At 58.6% G+C, this 16,539-nt stretch carries 18 protein-coding genes; 12 read left to right on the plus strand and 6 right to left on the minus strand.

Annotation, left to right across the window (positions count from 1 at the left end; genetic code table 11):
• Positions 1 to 52: 52 nt before the first annotated feature.
• Positions 53 to 1,012 (minus strand): DUF2111 domain-containing protein, encoded by a 960-nt coding sequence (locus tag NT131_07720; GenBank protein ID MCX6651525.1) that lies wholly within the window; start codon positions 1,010 to 1,012, stop codon positions 53 to 55.
• Between the two features lie 148 nt (positions 1,013 to 1,160).
• On the opposite strand from NT131_07720, the gene atwA reads away from it, so the two are divergent.
• Together atwA and mcrC are read left to right on the plus strand one after the other, a co-directional pair.
• A complete protein-coding gene (gene atwA / locus NT131_07725) occupies positions 1,161 to 2,753 on the plus strand; it encodes a methyl coenzyme M reductase system, component A2 (GenBank protein MCX6651526.1) in 1,593 nt (530 codons plus the stop codon).
• 2 nt (positions 2,754 to 2,755) lie between these two features.
• On the plus strand, positions 2,756 to 3,358 hold the full coding sequence (mcrC, locus tag NT131_07730) for a methyl-coenzyme M reductase I operon protein C (GenBank protein MCX6651527.1): 603 nt from the start codon (positions 2,756 to 2,758) through the stop codon (positions 3,356 to 3,358).
• Here the strand turns inward: mcrC and NT131_07735 are convergent, their stop codons facing one another.
• A complete protein-coding gene (locus NT131_07735) occupies positions 3,359 to 3,922 on the minus strand; it encodes a hypothetical protein (GenBank protein ID MCX6651528.1) in 564 nt (187 codons plus the stop codon).
• 153 nt (positions 3,923 to 4,075) lie between these two features.
• Between NT131_07735 and NT131_07740 the strand changes: the two genes are divergently transcribed.
• The 9 genes from NT131_07740 (at position 4,076) to NT131_07780 (ending at position 12,340) form a co-directional block, all read left to right on the plus strand.
• Entirely contained in the window at positions 4,076 to 5,668 is a 1,593-nt protein-coding gene (locus NT131_07740) for a methanogenesis marker 3 protein (GenBank protein ID MCX6651529.1), read from the plus strand.
• Positions 5,658 to 6,083: a methanogenesis marker protein 6 gene (locus NT131_07745; protein ID MCX6651530.1), complete on the plus strand. Its 426-nt coding sequence runs from the start codon at positions 5,658 to 5,660 to the stop codon at positions 6,081 to 6,083. The genes NT131_07740 and NT131_07745 overlap by 11 nt, the downstream gene beginning before the upstream one ends.
• Positions 6,080 to 6,514 carry a methanogenesis marker 5 protein gene (locus tag NT131_07750; protein ID MCX6651531.1) on the plus strand — a complete coding sequence of 145 codons (435 nt, stop codon included), beginning with the start codon at positions 6,080 to 6,082 and terminating at the stop codon, positions 6,512 to 6,514. Before NT131_07745 ends, NT131_07750 begins: the two co-directional genes overlap by 4 nt.
• On the plus strand, positions 6,511 to 7,734 hold the full coding sequence (locus NT131_07755) for a methanogenesis marker 15 protein (protein MCX6651532.1): 1,224 nt from the start codon (positions 6,511 to 6,513) through the stop codon (positions 7,732 to 7,734). The genes NT131_07750 and NT131_07755 overlap by 4 nt, the downstream gene beginning before the upstream one ends.
• A gap of 7 nt (positions 7,735 to 7,741) precedes the next feature.
• The gene (locus NT131_07760; protein MCX6651533.1) at positions 7,742 to 8,308 is read left to right on the plus strand and encodes a methanogenesis marker 17 protein; all 567 of its coding nucleotides are present in this window, start codon (positions 7,742 to 7,744) and stop codon (positions 8,306 to 8,308) included.
• Entirely contained in the window at positions 8,308 to 9,228 is a 921-nt protein-coding gene (locus NT131_07765) for a methanogenesis marker 7 protein (GenBank protein MCX6651534.1), read from the plus strand. Before NT131_07760 ends, NT131_07765 begins: the two co-directional genes overlap by 1 nt.
• 7 nt (positions 9,229 to 9,235) lie before the next feature.
• On the plus strand, positions 9,236 to 9,646 hold the full coding sequence (locus NT131_07770) for a GIY-YIG nuclease family protein (protein MCX6651535.1): 411 nt from the start codon (positions 9,236 to 9,238) through the stop codon (positions 9,644 to 9,646).
• A gap of 64 nt (positions 9,647 to 9,710) precedes the next feature.
• Positions 9,711 to 9,935 (plus strand): hypothetical protein, encoded by a 225-nt coding sequence (locus tag NT131_07775; GenBank protein ID MCX6651536.1) that lies wholly within the window; start codon positions 9,711 to 9,713, stop codon positions 9,933 to 9,935.
• An 824-nt stretch (positions 9,936 to 10,759) separates the two neighbouring features.
• Complete coding sequence (locus NT131_07780; GenBank protein MCX6651537.1) at positions 10,760 to 12,340, plus strand: FAD-binding oxidoreductase; 1,581 nt, start codon at positions 10,760 to 10,762, stop codon at positions 12,338 to 12,340.
• Between the two features lie 66 nt (positions 12,341 to 12,406).
• Here NT131_07780 and NT131_07785 read toward each other — a convergent pair whose 3' ends face one another.
• From NT131_07785 to NT131_07800, 4 genes are read right to left on the minus strand one after another with little or no spacing between them, the layout of a single operon-like run.
• Positions 12,407 to 12,553 (minus strand): YHS domain-containing protein, encoded by a 147-nt coding sequence (locus NT131_07785; GenBank protein ID MCX6651538.1) that lies wholly within the window; start codon positions 12,551 to 12,553, stop codon positions 12,407 to 12,409.
• Entirely contained in the window at positions 12,554 to 15,043 is a 2,490-nt protein-coding gene (locus NT131_07790; GenBank protein ID MCX6651539.1) for a heavy metal translocating P-type ATPase, read from the minus strand. It abuts the gene before it with no gap.
• A gap of 45 nt (positions 15,044 to 15,088) precedes the next feature.
• The gene (locus NT131_07795) at positions 15,089 to 15,460 is read right to left on the minus strand and encodes a Rid family detoxifying hydrolase (GenBank protein ID MCX6651540.1); all 372 of its coding nucleotides are present in this window, start codon (positions 15,458 to 15,460) and stop codon (positions 15,089 to 15,091) included.
• On the minus strand, positions 15,457 to 16,167 hold the full coding sequence (locus tag NT131_07800; protein MCX6651541.1) for an HAD family hydrolase: 711 nt from the start codon (positions 16,165 to 16,167) through the stop codon (positions 15,457 to 15,459). Before NT131_07800 ends, NT131_07795 begins: the two co-directional genes overlap by 4 nt.
• A gap of 196 nt (positions 16,168 to 16,363) precedes the next feature.
• Between NT131_07800 and NT131_07805 the strand changes: the two genes are divergently transcribed.
• On the plus strand, positions 16,364 to 16,525 hold the full coding sequence (locus NT131_07805) for a hypothetical protein (GenBank protein ID MCX6651542.1): 162 nt from the start codon (positions 16,364 to 16,366) through the stop codon (positions 16,523 to 16,525).
• The last annotated feature ends 14 nt before the right edge of the window (positions 16,526 to 16,539 follow it).

The raw sequence follows: 16,539 nt of genomic DNA on the forward strand, positions 1-16,539 counted from the left end.
GCTATCGGGGTATGGAACATAAAAAGGAAAAACCGCGGTCATTAGCAGGCTTCTAAGGACGCAGCTTGGTCAGTTTGGTCAGCAGTTCCGCAGGCGTCCCCTTTCCCAGGTCCAGAGTGGCGATGGCCGCGATGGCCTCCTTCTTGCGCATTATGGGCACGGCGATGACCGGCAGCCCCCTATAAGGTCCGCTAGTGGATACCCGACGAACGATGGCGCCCTTCCTCATGGCCTCCTCGAGCATAGGCCCGGTGAACACGGTGTCCACGACCTCTCCGTCCTCGCAGCGGACCCCGGTGTGGTTTCGGCTGCGCATGGTGACCGGCATACGCTCTAGGAGCTCGTGTATCGCCAATGCCAGGCAGCGCAGCTCGTCGGACTCCGTGTCCTGGCTGAGTATGTTCGTGCCCTCGTTCCAGCAACGCTTGCTAAGGTTACCTAATGACAGGGCCGCGGTCACCGCGCCCTTCTCCGCCGCATCGTAGCTGAAGGCCGAACCGATAATGATGACATCACCATCATCCATGCGGAAGTAGTTGCGCAACGGGGCCACCAGATTTTGATCCGGGAACTCCTCGTCCCCCGGGAACACTATCCGTCCTTTCTGAACGACGAGGGTCGTAGCTCCGACCGCTCCGGCACGTACCGCCTCGTCCCTTTGCTCGCACCCTAAGCGAACTCGGGAACCCGCGCCCTTGATCAGGACCGCGCAGTTGAACTTGCCAAGGGTAAGGTCGGACAGCTCCACCTGCCTTACCTCCACACCCGAATTGTCCAGCTTGCGCCTTCCGCGATCGGTGATGGTGATCCCTAAGCGAGAGCTCTCCACAGACCCCTCCCGCGTCATCTTATCCAAGATGGTCCGAGTGCTTCCCTCCCCTATCTGGAGGACCTCGGCCAAGGCCTTGCGCCCGATTGGTCCCTCCTTGGCCACTACCTGGTGTGCCTTCCAGATGTGATATGCGGTGAACTTAGGAGTGGGACCTCCGGCAAAGTATGAATTGAAAGACATGGACATTATGGGATGGATATATAATCCATCCATAAATATCTTACATCATCCAATCGTTAATGCCAGACAGTAAAAACGGGGAAAGTAATATAAACGCAATAATCGTTGGCAACCGCGTATGCCTGAAGGTTCAGAGGTTTTCATTATATTGGACAAAGTCTCCAAGAGCTTCAACGGGAACCAGATTCTAAAGGACATTAGCACCACAGTGCATACTGGAGAGGTCCTGGGACTGATCGGAAGGAGCGGCAGCGGTAAATCCGTGCTCATCAACGCCATGCGCGGTACCCACGAATACAAGCCAGATTCCGGTCACATCATCTACCGTGTAAACCATTGCAAAGCCTGTGGGTGGGTGGACATGCCTTCCCCCGGTGCCAAATGCGTCAAGTGCGGCAAAGGTACGGAGATCAAGGAGATCGACTACTGGGCCCTCGACGAGAGGAACCCATTGCGAATGGCCATGCGCGGTCGCATCGCCATCATGATGCAGAGGACCTTCGCTTTGTACGGAGACCTCACGGTCATCGAGAACGTGTTTGAGGCCATGAAGGAGAAGTCTGACGAGAAGAAGGTAGAACGGGCCATCCAATTGCTGGAAATGGTCAACATGACCCACCGCACCATGCACATCGCCCGCGACCTGTCCGGCGGGGAGAAACAGAGGACGGTACTGGCCAGACAGCTGGCCCGGGAACCCCTGTTGTTCCTGGCCGACGAGCCCACCGGAACCTTGGACCCGGAGACGGCGGACACTGTGCACAAGGCCCTCATAAAGGCCGTGGAGGACTCGGGAATGTCCATGATAGTCACCTCCCACTGGCCAAAGGCCATCGCCCTCCTGTCCCACCGGGCCATATGGCTCGAGGACGGCATGATCAAGGCCGAGGGCGCTCCCGTCGATGTCACTAAGGCCTTTGACGTTGGGTTCGAGAAGGAAGCCGACATGAACGTCGAGGTCGGCCAGCCAGTGATCCGCGTCGATGGCGCCAAGAAATACTTCTACTCCATCGTCCGCGGGGTGGTCAAGGCCGTGGATGACGTGACCTTCGACGTGTATGACAAGGAGATATTCGGCCTCATCGGCCTGAGCGGGGCGGGGAAGACCACCTTATCGCGCATGATATCCGGGATCACCCCGGCCACGCACGGGGACGTGCTCGTGCGTGTCGGCGATGAGTGGGTCAATATGTCCGACCTCGGCGAGGAGGGCAGAGGCCGCGCAACACAGTATATTGGAATAATGCACCAGGAGAACGCCCTGTACCCCTTCAACACCGTGCTACAGAACCTCACTGTCTGCCTGGGAATGAAGTTGCCACAGGAGCTGGCCAAGATGAAGGCCATACAGGTGCTGCGTGGCGTCGGCTTCACCGCCAAGGAGGTGGAGCGCATGCTCTACGCCTATCCCGAATCCCTGAGCGTCGGCGAGCGACAACGCATCGCCCTGGCCCGGACGATGATCATCGAACCCCGTTTCGTAGTTCTGGACGAACCGACAGGCACCATGGATCCCATCACTAGACAGGCGGTCGCTAAGTCGGTGATGCACGCCCGTAAGGAGCTCAATGAGACGTTCCTAATCGTCAGTCATGACATGGACTTCATCTTGGCCTGTTGCGACCGCGTCGCCCTCATGAAAGGCGGCAAGGTCGTGGCCATGGGCACGCCGACCGAAGTCCTGGCCGGCATGTCCCAGAAAGACCTGGACGGTGACGAGTCCAAGGTTTGTGAGGTCTGAGCTTGAAGGATTCCATCGGCCGCAAGACACGTTTTGTGGAATGCCGCGAGTCACGGGGCATGGGGATAGGCGGAAGCCTGGCCCAACGCGCCACCATCTCCGACAGCGGCCGTGACGTTGTGGCCGTGGCCATGGGTCCCGGCAAGCGTCACATCACCAAACCGGTCTGCGAGATCACCTATGGTCTCCGAGAGGAGGGCATAGACATATCAGTACTGGTTGTGACGGCCGGTTCGGGCGTACCAACCGATGCCCCGGACGTCTCCACCGGCTCCCTTTTCGGTCTGGACCCCATCGAGGTAGCCCGCATCCAGCAGTTCAAGGTGATGCTGATCCACCTGGGCAACGTGCGCAACCACATCATCTACAAAGCCCGCCTGATCCTAAGGAACGTTGATTTGCCGGCGGTCATCGTCTGCCAGGCCCCGGTGGACTTCGAGGACTTCGCCCGAATAGGGTGCAAGACCCGCTTGGTCATGCCCAAGGACTCGGACATCAACACCAAAGGCACGATCCAGGAGATCATCACCGGCGTGGTACGCGGAACCACCGTCAGTCAGGTCAAGTTGGATGAGATAGTGTCCAAGGTCAAGCAGACGATGTGATCAAAGATCGTAACCGATCAGATGCGTCCAGTGCTTGGTATTCTCGAAGCCCAACCGCCGCCGCGCATAATCGTCGGAGATGGTGGATATGCTGGCGCTGACCAGGTTCTTTATCTCCGGCACGTCTTTCAGCAAAGGGAAGGTCATGGGGGGAATGCGGAAGTACGGCTCGCCGACGATGTCCACATCCCCGTAGAGCACGAAGTCCTCGCTAAGAAGATAGGCGTTCTCCCGCAGCTCCATCCCTTCCCTGCGTCCCTCTGGCAGATACTCTCCGATGATATGCCCCTTCTGGTCGACGATATGGACCAGGTGCTCCTGGGGTGCTAATATGATCACGTCCGGGCGCACTACGATGATGAATACCTCCTGTCGGCTGAGCACGTCCCATACCCCGGTGTTGACAAAGGCCATCATCCCGCCGACGGCCCCGTTGGCCTCCGCCTCCCGTTCTCGCCGTTCCAGCTCTTCGCGGAACCCCGGATCAAGGAACTCCAGGGCGTCCACTCCATCATAGGAAAGCAATCTCTCGCGCACGACATCGCGCAGCCGCAGACGGTCCACGGGGATTAATGGTGACCCAGATATTCATAGGTTTTATAAGCCGGTCGTCGCTGTTTGTACATAGGTCTTATCCGGCCGGTCGAGCGCCTCGGCCAGCACGGAATATTCAACATAAACATTAATACTGGCGCACTGCATCCCTGGGGGGACAAGATGAGAGCTGTCGTCAACGGGAAAGTAAAAGAGCTGCCCAAAGGGGCCACGGTGGCTCAGGCCGTGGAGGGAGAGCCTTACACTGCAGGGAATTCCTTAGCCTTGATCAAGGCCATGGATGACCAGCGCAAGATGACCAATGAGTACATGGTCAAGACCTCCAAGGGATGCTTTATCATCGAGCTGAACGAGAGCGCCTATTCCGAAGCATGGAAGAGGCTGTACCACGACGTAGTGGGCAGGAACCTCCGCTGGCAGACCACCCGACTGCACGCCTTCGGTTCCTTTCCCACCCAGTTCGAGAAGTCCCGAAGCACCAGCTCCTTCAAGCGCTACGATTGCTTCTTCGCCCTGGGCGGGTACGATGTCAATACCACTTACTTCATGATAGCCAGGATAGACATGAGCGACGACCTCGGCCTGGACCACGCCGTTTTCGGGCGGGTGACCAGGGGGAGGCACATCCTGGACCTTTTGGACGAGGGGGACGTGATCGAGCACATCGAGCCGGTGGTGCTCCGCATGACCTCCCAGAACGCCTTCGCCACCGATGACCTCAGCCTTCCCGTGGAGGAAGGGATGGTCATCGAGACCTACGTAGAGGTGAAGCTGGACGAGAGGTCCCCGCTGTGCTGCGAGCACTTCCTGGTGGTCGTGGGCGATGGCAGCATCCCCATCGACGAGAAGGGGTTCAGTTACAGCGCCTGCGAGGCCAATATGGACACGAATCTGGGTCAGGAGTACAGCGATGTGCGCCACCCGGACACCGTGACCGTAAGGCACCAGGGACACCAGGTGGGCAAGATATTCTTCTACAACCAGGTGCGCCAGATGAACCGCTCTCACAATCTGGTGGGCAAGGTGGTCAACGGCAAGAACCTGGTCCATCTGGTCCCCCTAAAAGGTAAGATGCTGGTCCGTCCGGACCCCGTACGCATAATAACCATCGGCATGACCCAGGCTCAGGGCGCGGCCTTCCTGGCCTCCATCGGAAAGAAGCAGAAGAGGAGCGGGGATGTCTCCGACAATGCCGTCATAGTGGAGCAGGAACCGGAGATGACCATATACGCCATGAAGGACGACGAGATCGAGACCATCGGCATCAGGGCGGACCGTATATTCGCCATAACCATGGACGCCAAGGAGTCCCCCTGGACCATCCGTTACTTCAAAAAGATCACCGGCCTGGACCATAAGTCCGTCGGCACCATGAAGGTGCATTTCACTTTCGAAGGTATGCCTATGATCACATTCCAAGGGGACCCCTTGCTGGCCGCGGACCTTTACCCGGAGAAAAAGTTCAAAGGGCTATCAGTGCGGGGCGACATCGGCATAACCAACATGTCCCGGCCCCAAAGGGGCCTTGTGGGCATTCGTCTGGAGGAGAGCAACGAATTCGGACCCACCGGGGAGGAGTCGCAGGGAGGTAACATCCTCGGTCGCTTCATCGGCGACCTGGACACACTGATGAAGGACGTCAAGGAAGAGGACATCGTCTACATCCGGCAGGCCCGTCCCGAGGAAATGACGGGGCCGAAGAAGAAGGCCAAGAAGACCGCCAAGAAAAAAAAGGAGGGCTCCAATGGAAAGTGACATAGAGACCAGGCTGATATTCATCGCCCCGTCGTCCGACCTCACCCCGGACCAGATCGCCCGCTTCGTGCACAACATAAGTAACGGCGTCATCGTCAAGGAAACCTGCTATGGAGTGGTGCTGGAAGGGCCGCGCGACGAGGTCCGTCACACCCGGGACGAGCTCCGCAAGCTGGACCCCAACCGCATATTTTCCAAAGTAAGAGCGTTCCCGGTGGGCGACATCCGCCGCTGCCGGGCGCATCACGGCTCTCGACCGGGCTTCGCCCAGCTGGAGAAGGAATGGAAGGACCTGTGCCTTATCGAAAAGGGCCTGATATGCATGGAGAAGGGCGAGAAACCCCCCGAGCCTAAAAGAAGGGGCAAGATGCCAGTCACCGACCTTAAGAAGCTAATCGACGAGGTAACACCATGAAGATCTTCATAATGCCGCCGAACAGCATGATTCTGTACGACCTGGTGGAGAGGTTGGGCCACGAACCGCTCAGTCTGATGCAGGGGCTGAGGGAAAGGGTCACCTCCAACGAGATAGAGGCTCCACCGCTCAACGTCACCATGGACGATGTCAAGAAGGGGCTGAAGTACGCTGGCATTGAGATACCATCCGGAATACGTGGACGACTGGCGGTCTACGGTCCGCTCATCGATCAGGCGGAAGCGGCCATATTCATGGAGTCCGCTCCCTACAGCTTCGGCTGCGTCGGCTGTCAACGCACCAACGAGCTGGCCAAGCTGCTGGTCCGTAAAAGGAAGGTGCCCATCCTCACTCTGATATATCCGGAGAACGAGGATGAGGCCAAGTTCATGGTTGTAAAGATCAAAGAGTTCCTGGAGGGTTTGAAATGATCAAGATCGCCCAACTATCCTGCGGAACGGAATACAGCGCGGTGCAGGCAGAGATCGAGCGCGCCGCCGAGACCGTAGGAGCCAAGATGGTCTACCCCGACGTGGACATGAAAAAGATCGACCAGGCGGTGGAAGAGTTCGGCTTCAACCCCAACAGCGCCCAGCTTAAGTTGATGATCGCCAGGGCCATGGAACTGGCCAACAAGAACTACGACGCCGACGCCATCTTCATCGCCACCTGCTTCAGGTGCGCCGAGGCCGCGCTGGTCCGCACGGAACTGAGAAAGTTCGTGCAGGAGCACACCCGGCTCCCCGTCGTCACCTACTCCTTCACCGAGAGGACCAAAGCGCCCCAGCTGCTGACCAGGATGGAGGCGCTGGTGACCATCGTGGAGAGGAAAGAGCTGCTGGCCCGCGAGAGGCAAGTGGGGCTCACAGCCGGACTGGACTCCGGGTCCTCCACCACCAAGGCGGTCATCATGCGCGACAACGTGATAATCGGTAAGTACTGGCTACCGACCACGGACGTGTTCTCGTCCGCAGAGACGGCCCTGACCAACGCCCTGGAGGAGGCCGGGGTCAAACGAGAGCAGTTGGAAGCCATCGGCACCACCGGTTACGGACGGTACACCCTGGGCAAGAAATTCAACGCCAAGCTGGTGCAGGAAGAGCTGACGGTGAACTCCAAGGGCGCCGTGTGGCTAGCGGGGAAACAAAAGGGCGAGGCCACTATCATCGACATCGGGGGGATGGACAACAAGGCCATCACCGTGCGGGACGGAATACCGGACAATTTCACCATGGGTGGCATTTGTGCCGGAGCGTCCGGACGTTTCCTGGAATTGACGGCCAAGCGTCTCAAGGTGGAGATCACCGAGCTTGGCGCCCTCGCCGACCAGGGTGACCATACCAAGGTCAAGATGAACTCCTACTGCTCCATCTTCGGCATACAGGACCTGGTGACGTCCCTGGCCGCCGGAAATACTTTGGCTGACGTGGCCGCGGCCGCCTGCCACAGCGTGGCAGAACAAGTATACGAGCAGCAGTTGCAGGAAATAGAGGTGCGCCAGCCTATCATACAGGTCGGGGGGACGTCGCTAATTTCGGGATTAGTGACAGCTATGGAGCACACCCTGGGTGCGAGGCCAATAGTGCCTAGGGACTCCCAGTACATAGGTGGGGTGGGCGCGGCGCTGCTCTCATCCGGCCTGCTGGGGTGAGAAGTTGGTGGAGTTCGAGCTGGAAGGGACCGAGCAATACGCCCTGGAGTCCTACCAGTGGCTACTGGAACGCATCCTCATGGACATGGGGATATCCACCATGGTGAAGCAGGCGCGCTTCGTCATCCGCCCCGACCAGACCCTATTCATCCTGTCATTGAAGGTCAAACAGTCCGGGGGCAAGCGTCCGGTCTACGACATCGCGGACATGGAGGCTCGAGAAGGTGGCACGTACATCTACATCAAGGACGAGTCGTATGCACCACGGCTGCTGGCTACGCTCTGGCGGCTATACGGACGGGAGCGGGTGCAGCAGCTTACCCGCCTAGAGATATTCGTGGAGGGCATCCCGACCGAAGAGCTGGCCGATATGAAGCTCGATCCGGAGGAGGAGGTCCGCTCCAAGCTCCTGGACGCCCTGTGGAGGTTACTGCCGGAGGGGTTGAAGATACGGCAGGAGATCTACGACCACGATGTCATGACCATAGTGGCCACAGAGCATGACATGACCGTGGACTTCATAAACGAGGCCCATAAGGTGCACAAATACATGATTGGCGAGGAGGCGAAGTGATGTACGAAGTGCTGATGTACGACGGCGGGGTGCACAAGATCGAGGAGTTCTTCGACCTCATCGAGGACGTCGGCGGCTTCGTGCTGCAGAAGACCAAGGTCCAGGTCATGATCACCCTCACCTTCGCCATCCCCGAGGAGGACCGCCCCCTCATCGAGAAGAAGTCCGCCGAGCTGGGCGGAAAGATAATCGAGGTGCCGTTGGCGGGCACGGAAATCGCGGTCATCGGTCCAACCCTGGGCCGACACCATATGCCCCACCCCATCTGCGACATCGCCGAGCATCTGAGGCGGTACGGTGCCATAACCATAGTCATGGGGCTGGCCCGCGGGCGCGGGCGCAAGACCTGCCAGATATCGGCCGCGGAGAAGGCCATCATCGAGGAGTACGACTGCGCCATCTTCATGCTAGGCAACTTCAAGGAATGCATCACCCACGAGAAGATCGACCTCTTCAAGGACATCCAGATTCCGGTGGTGACCGTGGTCGGGCCCGAGATCGAATCCCTGCCGCACTGCGAGGCCCTGGTCTGCGGGGTCGGCCGCAAGGTGGAGAGGATGCGGCGCTCGGAAGAGATCGCCAAGCTCGAGGAGATCGCTGCCCGGGTGAAGGAAGTTATCGACGTCCGTCGCAAGGAGGTGGAGGAGGACCCCCTGTTCGTGCACCCTTCCGAGGTCAAGGACGCCCTGGATGAGATGGATGCGGTGCAGGAATGCCTGCGCCCGGCGCCGGTTGTGCTGCACGTGGACGGCCTGAGGGTCAAGATCCCCTACAAGAAGCACCTCAAGGAGCTGGAGGAGCTGGAGGTCTACGGCCGCAAGCTCAAGGACATCGCCACCATAGCCGATTGCCGGCTGGGGGACAGCACCATCATCAAGATTCGCACCAAGGCCGAGGTGGAAGGCCGGGTCCGGTCCTGAGACGGACATGCCATCCCAGCCTGGAACCTACGTACTCGTTCTGCACCTGTCAGAAGAAACGGTGCTCGACGTGGGAAGCCTGGGCCAGGCCAGGTTCCCGGCGGGCTATTATCTCTATTGCGGTTCGGCGCAATCGGGGCTCGGTCCCCGGCTCAGCAGGCACATGTGCCGAGACAAGAAAATTCGCTGGCACATCGATCGCCTGACCGCCGTGGCCGAGCCCATCGGGGCGCTGCTGTATGCCGGCGGAAAGGAAGGGGAATGCCGTTCGAGCCGTGTGCTCGCCCGATGTCCCGGCTCCCAGGTGGTCATGGACGGCTTCGGCTCTTCCGACTGCTCCTGTCGCGCTCATCTTTACCACCTGCCGGATGAGATGCCACTCTCCTTCGCCCTTGACCTATTGCGCCGTGGACCATAATGGACCGCTCAGATATTGGCCAATTTATTTATCCTGTCCCAGGGAATATTACTTCGTTGTGACCATGTTCGGATCGAGGAGGGAGAAACTAGAAGGCAAGATCAAGCAGCTAAACGCCCTGCGCGCCGAGTACCGTTCCGAGGTAGAGGAGGCGGAACGCCTGCATAAGCGCCGAGGGATTAGGGACGAGGAGCTGGAAAGGATCAAGCACAGGGCCCAGGCCAAGATGGACGACATCTCCGAGAAGATCAGGGCGGTGCGGTCGGAGTTGGAAGGTCTGCAGGACTGAACCATTACTCTTATTTGTACGGCCAGGCATAAAAATAATCTATTTATAGTCACCACGACAAAGTATAATGTTGCCCGTGGAATGGAGAGGGTAGGACCCGTGGTGTATCAATAACGCCCACTGCGCCTTCATCGGCCGCAGATGCGTCCGCCCGGCTTGGCACAGGTGATAACTGTGCGATTCCGGTCAGGATCCCCCCGAGCCTTAGGGTGGTCGGGTGGGAATGAAGGGGTGGTCGCCCGAGGAACATCTCCATTTTGAGGAATGGGTCGGACCAAAGGTCGCCTTCCTCCTCCCCTCTCCGCCCGGGCACTTCTTGTTTGAATTAATTAACGTTCTAACTTAATTTTATTAATATATGAATAATTATATTCTGGCTATGTCATAGATTTGCAAAAAATGTATATACTATGAACGACAATAATATATATTGCCCGAGTCGGAAAGGCTGTAGGGAAACCAGGATGGATCCAGCATGGTTTGAGGATCATGCCCGTTGGAAAAGGTCCTATCCGCGCTCCTCCGGGAGCGGGTCTGCCTATCGTCGCCTGACTTAAGACGGGTGAGCGGTGAGACGGACGGTGATCAGGCCCTTCGGGGCTTTGAGAACCAGGTAGGACGTCTTCGAGGCAGTGGCACGCCATCTGCAGATGCCCGGCCACTAAGTAGGGACGAAGTACCTTCGAGCACCGATACTCGGGCACTCTTGTAACCTGTGTTAATTCGTGCACCGTTTTTTTATGTATGGCCTGGGAATAGGTTTAAAATACATTACGGTCTTCAGGGTATAATCTCGTTTATATCCTAGTAATTGAGGTCTTCACATGGAAGCTGCCGATGAAAATGTCAGCAGGGCCTTGGCCCCCGTCGTGGCCAAACTGCAAGATGCGATTGGAAGGGAGAACGTCAAGACGAGCAAGATGGAAAGACTGCTCTACAGTCATGACCTCGCCCCCCTTCCTAGCCTCGCTCAGATAGCCTTCAAGAACTTGCCCGATATCGTGGTCCGCCCCCATTCCACGGAGGATGTGGTCAAGATCATCAAGATCGCTGCGGAAGAGAAGATACCGATCACCCCGCGGGGAGCGTCTACCTGGGGCCTGGGCGGTTCCACACCAATATTCGGCGGAATACTCATCGACTCCTCGGGCGGCATGAACAAGATCCTCAAGATCGACCAAGAGAACCTGTGCGTCACGGCCCAGGCTGGCTGCACCTGGAAACAGGTCCTCGACGCCTGCTTGGAGAAGGGCATGCTGCTCGGGGGCTACCCCAGCTCGTTCCCCTCGGCCACCTTGGGTGGATGGATATCCGTGAACGGCGTGGGCATCGGTTCCATGAAGTACGGGACCAGCGGCGACCTGGTCCGCAACATGGAAGTGGTCATGCCTGACGGCACAGTAGTGAAGACCGGGTTCGACCTCATCGTGGACAACGAGACCGGGTATAACTTGAACCGGCTCATCGTCGGCGCCGAGGGCACCCTGGCCCAGATATGCACCGTCACTTTCAAGTTGGAGCCCGCTCCCGAAGTGATGAAGTCCCTAACCTACGCCTTCCCGACCCTGAAGGAGGCCGGAAAGCCCCTGACGGAGATATGCCGTTCCCGGGTCAGGCCTCTGCACATAGGATTCAGCGACCCCAACCACTTCGACCTGCTCAGGAAGGCAGGCAGGCATGCCATCGAGGACGGCAGTGTTCTCAACATCCAGCTGGAGGGGGACAAGGAGATCGTGGCCTGGGAAGAGAAGAAGGTCGACGAGATCATGGCCAAGTACGGCGGCAAGCGGTTGGCGGACGACGTCGCCTCCCATGAGTGGGACGAACGATGCTACGAGTACCGTTGCCGTGAGATCGGCATAGGCAGCATCCCCGGTGAGGCCTTGGTTCCCTTGAACAAGTTCGGGGAGACCGTAGACGCCTGCTATGGCATCCTGAAAGAGCTGAAGATGACCGGTGCCATAATCGGTTCCATGGTCGACCGCAACACGGTCATGTTCATGCCCTACTACCTGTTCAACCCGGACGAACTGCAGAACCTGACCTCCTTTGGCTTCAACGCGAAGTTCGCCAACTACTCACTGTCCGTCGGCGGGCGCCCGCTGGGCTTCGGGTCTTTCTTCGCCTCCAACCTGGACCCCATCCGTGGGACAGGCGCGAAGTACATCCGTGCTATAAAGAAGCTTATCGATCCCCAGGACATAATGAACCCCGGGAAGCTGACCGGGACGACATTGCGCTACGGCATCAAGATCCCCCCGGCGCTGTTCAACCTGGGAATGGGGGCCATTGGCATTGTCAAGAAGGCCTTGCCCTCCGAGACCCCGGAGATCGAGGACCTCCAACAGGCCTATGCCGAGGAGCGCGCCAACGCCTCCCGTGACGGCCGCCACAAGGACCATTAAAACCTATAGCGGGCCCCAAGCCCGCCTTAAAAATTTTTTAAAAATAAATTAAAGGGTTTTACAAGTTCACTTCTTGATGTACTTATCCGGGTTAGCGTCGAACTTCTTCTTGCATCCCGGGGCGCAGAAGTAGTACTTCTTGCCTTTGTGGTCAGAGGTCCACTTGGCGCTCTTCTCGTCCACGTCCATCAGGCATATGGGGTCCACGGCCATTCACTCACCTCCCTTGCGCTTGATCTCCGGTGTATATCTTTTTAATAGGGCGGCGTTGGAGACCACGGACACCGAGGAGAAGGCCATGGCCCCGGCGGCGATGATCGGCGAAAGCAGGATACCGAATATGGGATACAGCACGCCGGCGGCGACGGGGATGCCGGCGGTGTTGTAGCCGAAGGCCCAGAACAGGTTCTGCCTGATCTTCCTCATGGTCTGCCGGCTGAGCTGTATGGCAGCAACCACGTCCCGCGGGTCGTCCTTGATGAGAACGATGTCCCCGGCCTCCACCGCCACGTCCGTGCCGGAGCCGATGGCCAGCCCGACGTCCGCTTGGGCCAATGCAGGGGCGTCGTTTATGCCGTCGCCGACCATGGCCACGACCTTCCCTTCGCCCTGCAAACGGGCGATCTCCTTGGCCTTGTCCCCCGGCAGCACCTCCGCCAGGACCTTGGATATGCCCAGGCTCTGGGCGATGGCGTTGGCCGTCCGGTGGTTGTCCCCGGTCAACATCACCACCTCGATGCCCATCCGCTGCAGCTCGGCCACGGCCTCCTTGGAGGTCGGTTTTAACGTGTCGGCTATGCCCACCGCACCGCATAGCCGGCCGTCTAAAAGAACCAGCACTGCGGTCATCCCCCGCTCCTCCAGGGCAACTATATCCTTCTCCCGCTCCTCCAGAGGCACTTCCATCTCTTTCAATAGACCGCGATTTCCGGCCACGACCGTCCTGCCGTTCACCACGGCCTTGACACCCTTGCCGGCCAGGCCCTCGAATCCGCTTACCTCGAAGAGTTCCAGCCCGTCCGCCTTGGCCTTGCGTACGATGGTCTCTCCTAAAGGATGCTCCGAACCGACCTCGGCGCTGGCGACCATCCTCAGCATGTCCGGACAGGAGACGTCAAAGCTCAGGACCTCCACCACCTCCGGTTCGCCTTTGGTAAGGGTGCCGGTCTTGTCGAAGACCACGGTCTGGATACTGCCAGCGATCTCGAGGGACTCCCCGCCCTTGATCAGAATGCCGTTCTCCGCTCCCTTGCCGGTACCGACCATGATGGCCGTGGGCGTCGCCAGCCCCAATGCGCAGGGGCAGGCTATGACCAGCACGGTGATGAACACGGTGAGGGAAAAGGTGAACGGCGACTCCGTCACACCGAAGGCCTCCACGCCCAGGAAGTACCACAGAAGGAAGGTAATCAAGGCGATGGAAATGACCACCGGCACGAATATGGCCGAGACGCGGTCGGCCACCCGCTGTATCGGGGCCTTGCTGACCTGGGCGTCCTCCACCAGCTTGACTATCTGGGCCAGGGTGGTGTCCTTGCCCACCTTGCTGGCCCGCACCTTCAGCAGGCCGTTCTTGTTCAGGGTGGCCCCGATGACCGCCGAACCCTCCTCCTTGCTGACCGGCAAGCTCTCGCCGGTGATTATGCTCTCATCTACTAAGGAGCGACCGTCGACGACCACGCCGTCGGTGGGGATCTTCTCGCCAGGGCGAACGAGCATGACGTCCCCTACGTCCAGATCGTCAACGGACAATTCCGTCTCCACGCCGTCGCGCAGGACGTGCGCGGTCTTGGCCTGCAACCCCATGAGGCGCTTTATGGCCTCGGAAGTGGAGCCCTTGGCCTTGGCCTCCAGGTACTTGCCGAAGAGGATGAGGGCGATGATCATGGCCGAGCTGTCGAAGTACACGTGATCGAACACCACCGTTCCCGGAAGGAAGATCACCGCTACGCTGTAGAAGTAGGCAGAGGAGGTGCCCACGGCGATGAGCGTGTCCATGTTAGCGGTGCGGTTGCGCAGCGCCTTGTACGCGCCCATGTAGAACTGCCGCCCGGCGATGAACTGCACTGGAGTGGCCAGGATGAACATAGCGAGGTTGCCGTAGTCCATGAGCGCCTCGTGCCACAGATCGGTGAAATCCATGAGCAGCATGATGACCATGGTGGGGATGGCCAGGGAAAGGGAGAGGAGCAGGAGCCGTTTCCGACGCTTGGTCTCTTTCTCCCGCACCTCCTTCTCCAGGTCCAAGGTCTGGGCCTCCACCACCTCGTAGCCGGCGTCCTCCACCGCCTTCTTGATCTGGGACATCCTCACCTTCTGCGGATCGTAGCGTACCATGAGCTTCTCCGTGACCAGGTTGACGCTGGCCGAGAACACGCCGTCCAGGTCGCTCACCGTCTCCTCGATGGTGTTGGCGCAGGAGGCGCAGCTCATGCCCGAGATGGACAAGGACAGTTCGTTGATTATGACGCCGTAGCCGGCGTCCTCCACGGCCTTCTGCAGCTTGAGCAGGTCGACCTTCTCTGGATCATAGGTGACCGCCGCCCGCTCCGTGGCCAGGTTCACGTCCGCTCCGAACACGCCCTCCAGCTCGCTCAAGGAATCGCTGATGGTGCCGGCGCAGGTGGCACAGGTCATCCCCGTCACCGAAAAGGCGGCGCTCTTCCTCTTTCCGTCCTTCTGACCCTGACCTTCCCCATTCATCGGGACATTCAACGATGGTCAATGGTGAAATAAGTTTTGATGGGCCTATCGCCTGGCAATGAGGTCAATCTCCACGGATGCGCCCTTGGGAAGAGCGACAACCTGCACTGCGGTCCTGGCCGGATATGGCTGAGGGAAGAGCTCGGCGTAGACGCGGTTTACCTCGGCCATGTCGGAGATATTGGTCAGGAACACGGTCACCTTGACCGCTTTTGAAAGGGAGCTTCCTGCGGCCTCCAGCACCTTTCCGAGGTTCATCAGCGCTTGGCGGGCCTGTTCGTTCGTCCCTCCGCGCAGAACGCCGGTGGCCGGGTCCAGGCCTATCTGCCCTGAACAAAAGACAAGATCGCCGACGATCAACGCTTGGGAATACGGTCCGACAGGTTCCGGTGCCTCCTTGGTCATCACCTGCTTCATTTATTTCCCTCCAGCAGGTCCGGTAGGTCGGCGATGCTGCCAATGATGAACTCGGGGCGCAGGTCCTTCCAGACCTCCCGGCCATGCACTCCTGTCAGCACCGCAGCGAAGGGCGTGCCAGCCTCTTTGGCGCACAGGTAGTCCGTCTCATGATCGCCGATGAAAAGGCACTGCTCGTTCGATAGGCATAGATCATCGAACACCCGCCTCAAGGACATAGGGTTGGGCTTGGCCTCGCTCAAGGAATGGTCGTCCCGGCAGACGATGGTGTGGAAACGGCCGTTCAGGCCTGAGGAATTCAAGGCCTTCATGGTGTAGACGCGGCTGCCGCGCGTCAATATCGCGGAAAGGATGCCTCGGGACCCAAGATGCTCCAGGGTCTCGAAGGCTCCGGGCATGGCCCGGGACTGGTCCACCCGGGCCATCTCCACTTCAGCGCTCACGCGGTTCAGATCATTCTCCAGACTCTCCGCCCATCCATCCTGGCTATGCGTCTTGAAATAGGCGTAGACCCGGACGATGCTCACGTTCACCCTCCCCTTAGAATCAAGGATGTCCTTGGGTAGTCCGTGCATCAGCAGGGTCTCGGCCACCGCCCGGTTCATTTCCCGGAAATCGATAGTGCTCTGAATGATAGTGTTATCAAGGTCAAATACCACGGCCTTGAACTTCTGAGGCCGGAGGCCATTGGTGATTGTCGGGCTCATGGTCGGACCTGGGCAACACCTTCCGGATTATTAATGGTGCGGGACATAATATCTTGTCAAAATTACAATGCCCAGCATTGAATATTATTCATTTCTTCAAATGACGATATTTAAACATTGCGGTAGCATGCTCAAAGACCATTTTAATATACACAAGTCAAACGGGTGACTAAATAGCTAAAAGGTGCTCTCAATGATGGTAAGAAACAAGGTCCTGATCGGGATGGTGGCTCTGTTTGCCGCCTCCGCCTGCTTGATGCTCGGAATGTCCATGATGTCCCTGACCGGTGGTTTGTCGATCCCGTTCCTGGACCCGCACTCGATCCCGTTCCTGGACCCCCACGCGATATCCTTCTGAACGAAAATGTGCAC

This window comes from Methanomassiliicoccales archaeon (assembly GCA_026394395.1).
GTDB lineage: Archaea > Thermoplasmatota > Thermoplasmata > Methanomassiliicoccales > UBA472 > UBA472.

Bases quoted from the DNA above. Each gene is read 5' to 3' on its own strand.
- NT131_07775 (MCX6651536.1), top strand. From the start codon at position 9,711: ATGTTCGGATCGAGGAGGGAGAAACTAGAAGGCAAGATCAAGCAGCTA.
- NT131_07790 (MCX6651539.1), bottom strand. From the start codon at position 15,043: ATGAATGGGGAAGGTCAGGGTCAGAAGGACGGAAAGAGGAAGAGCGCC.
- NT131_07745 (MCX6651530.1), top strand. From the start codon at position 5,658: ATGGAAAGTGACATAGAGACCAGGCTGATATTCATCGCCCCGTCGTCC.
- NT131_07720 (MCX6651525.1), bottom strand. From the start codon at position 1,012: ATGTCTTTCAATTCATACTTTGCCGGAGGTCCCACTCCTAAGTTCACC.
- NT131_07750 (MCX6651531.1), top strand. From the start codon at position 6,080: ATGAAGATCTTCATAATGCCGCCGAACAGCATGATTCTGTACGACCTG.
- NT131_07785 (MCX6651538.1), bottom strand. From the start codon at position 12,553: ATGGCCGTGGACCCCATATGCCTGATGGACGTGGACGAGAAGAGCGCC.
- NT131_07755 (MCX6651532.1), top strand. From the start codon at position 6,511: ATGATCAAGATCGCCCAACTATCCTGCGGAACGGAATACAGCGCGGTG.
- NT131_07795 (MCX6651540.1), bottom strand. From the start codon at position 15,460: ATGAAGCAGGTGATGACCAAGGAGGCACCGGAACCTGTCGGACCGTAT.
- NT131_07740 (MCX6651529.1), top strand. From the start codon at position 4,076: ATGAGAGCTGTCGTCAACGGGAAAGTAAAAGAGCTGCCCAAAGGGGCC.
- NT131_07780 (MCX6651537.1), top strand. From the start codon at position 10,760: ATGGAAGCTGCCGATGAAAATGTCAGCAGGGCCTTGGCCCCCGTCGTG.
- NT131_07805 (MCX6651542.1), top strand. From the start codon at position 16,364: ATGGTAAGAAACAAGGTCCTGATCGGGATGGTGGCTCTGTTTGCCGCC.
- NT131_07800 (MCX6651541.1), bottom strand. From the start codon at position 16,167: ATGAGCCCGACAATCACCAATGGCCTCCGGCCTCAGAAGTTCAAGGCC.
- NT131_07770 (MCX6651535.1), top strand. From the start codon at position 9,236: ATGCCATCCCAGCCTGGAACCTACGTACTCGTTCTGCACCTGTCAGAA.
- NT131_07765 (MCX6651534.1), top strand. From the start codon at position 8,308: ATGTACGAAGTGCTGATGTACGACGGCGGGGTGCACAAGATCGAGGAG.